We start from the raw sequence: 625 nt of genomic DNA, 5'->3' as shown, positions 1-625 counted from the left end.
CTTCAGATAGACGCGCGGATGCCCCAACGGGCCGCCCCCGTCACAAGCGACGGTTCGCTCCCGAACCTGAATCATCTCGAAATCTATCGCGCCCGCTGAGCGGACATGAACACCTCACGCGCTGTGTGAACGATCGCCACAATACCGCCAAAGACCCCCGATGCCTATCGCCAGCGAAGAGGACGGCCTCCACTTGCGCCGCCAACGGCCGAAGGGCATTGAGCCCAGATCCAATCCGCGCTATGCGGACGTTGCCGGACCCGTAGCTCAGCTGGATAGAGCGTTGCCCTCCGAAGGCAAAGGTCGCGCGTTCGAATCGCGCCGGGTCCGCCATATAGCCCTCAGAAACCAAACCACTTTTCGCAGATGGGCATCGAAGATGCGCACGTTGTTGCAGAGGCGGCAGTCCGGCGCAGGCTGGCCAGAATAATCAAATAATCAATCGTGGTGAGCAATCTCGCCGCATGCGACAGCCAGCAGCGCACATGGAGGGCGCGGGCGATACGCAATGAGGCGTTCACGCTGCCGGAGATTTCTGCAGCACATGTGAAGCGCAATTACACCCGAGGTGACATTCGGAAACCGGAAATCACCACTTAAGTATTTGATTTTATGGTGCTGTCAG

General features: G+C 58.9%; 1 protein-coding gene and 1 tRNA gene. One reads left to right on the top strand and one right to left on the bottom strand.

The annotated features are described in order from the left end of the window. The coding region (locus tag RT91_RS22720) for a zinc-finger domain-containing protein (protein ID WP_240314381.1) at positions 1 to 75 on the bottom strand (75 nt) is incomplete at its 3' end. A gap of 181 nt (positions 76 to 256) precedes the next feature. On the opposite strand from RT91_RS22720, the gene RT91_RS19440 reads away from it, so the two are divergent. After that, positions 257 to 333, top strand: a tRNA-Arg gene (locus RT91_RS19440). The last annotated feature ends 292 nt before the right edge of the window (positions 334 to 625 follow it).

Source organism: Acidiphilium sp. JA12-A1 (assembly GCF_000724705.2).
Lineage (GTDB): Bacteria > Pseudomonadota > Alphaproteobacteria > Acetobacterales > Acetobacteraceae > Acidiphilium > Acidiphilium multivorum.
The sequence above is the reverse complement of the archived record's forward strand: the minus strand, read 5'-3'. Positions and strand labels throughout refer to the sequence as shown.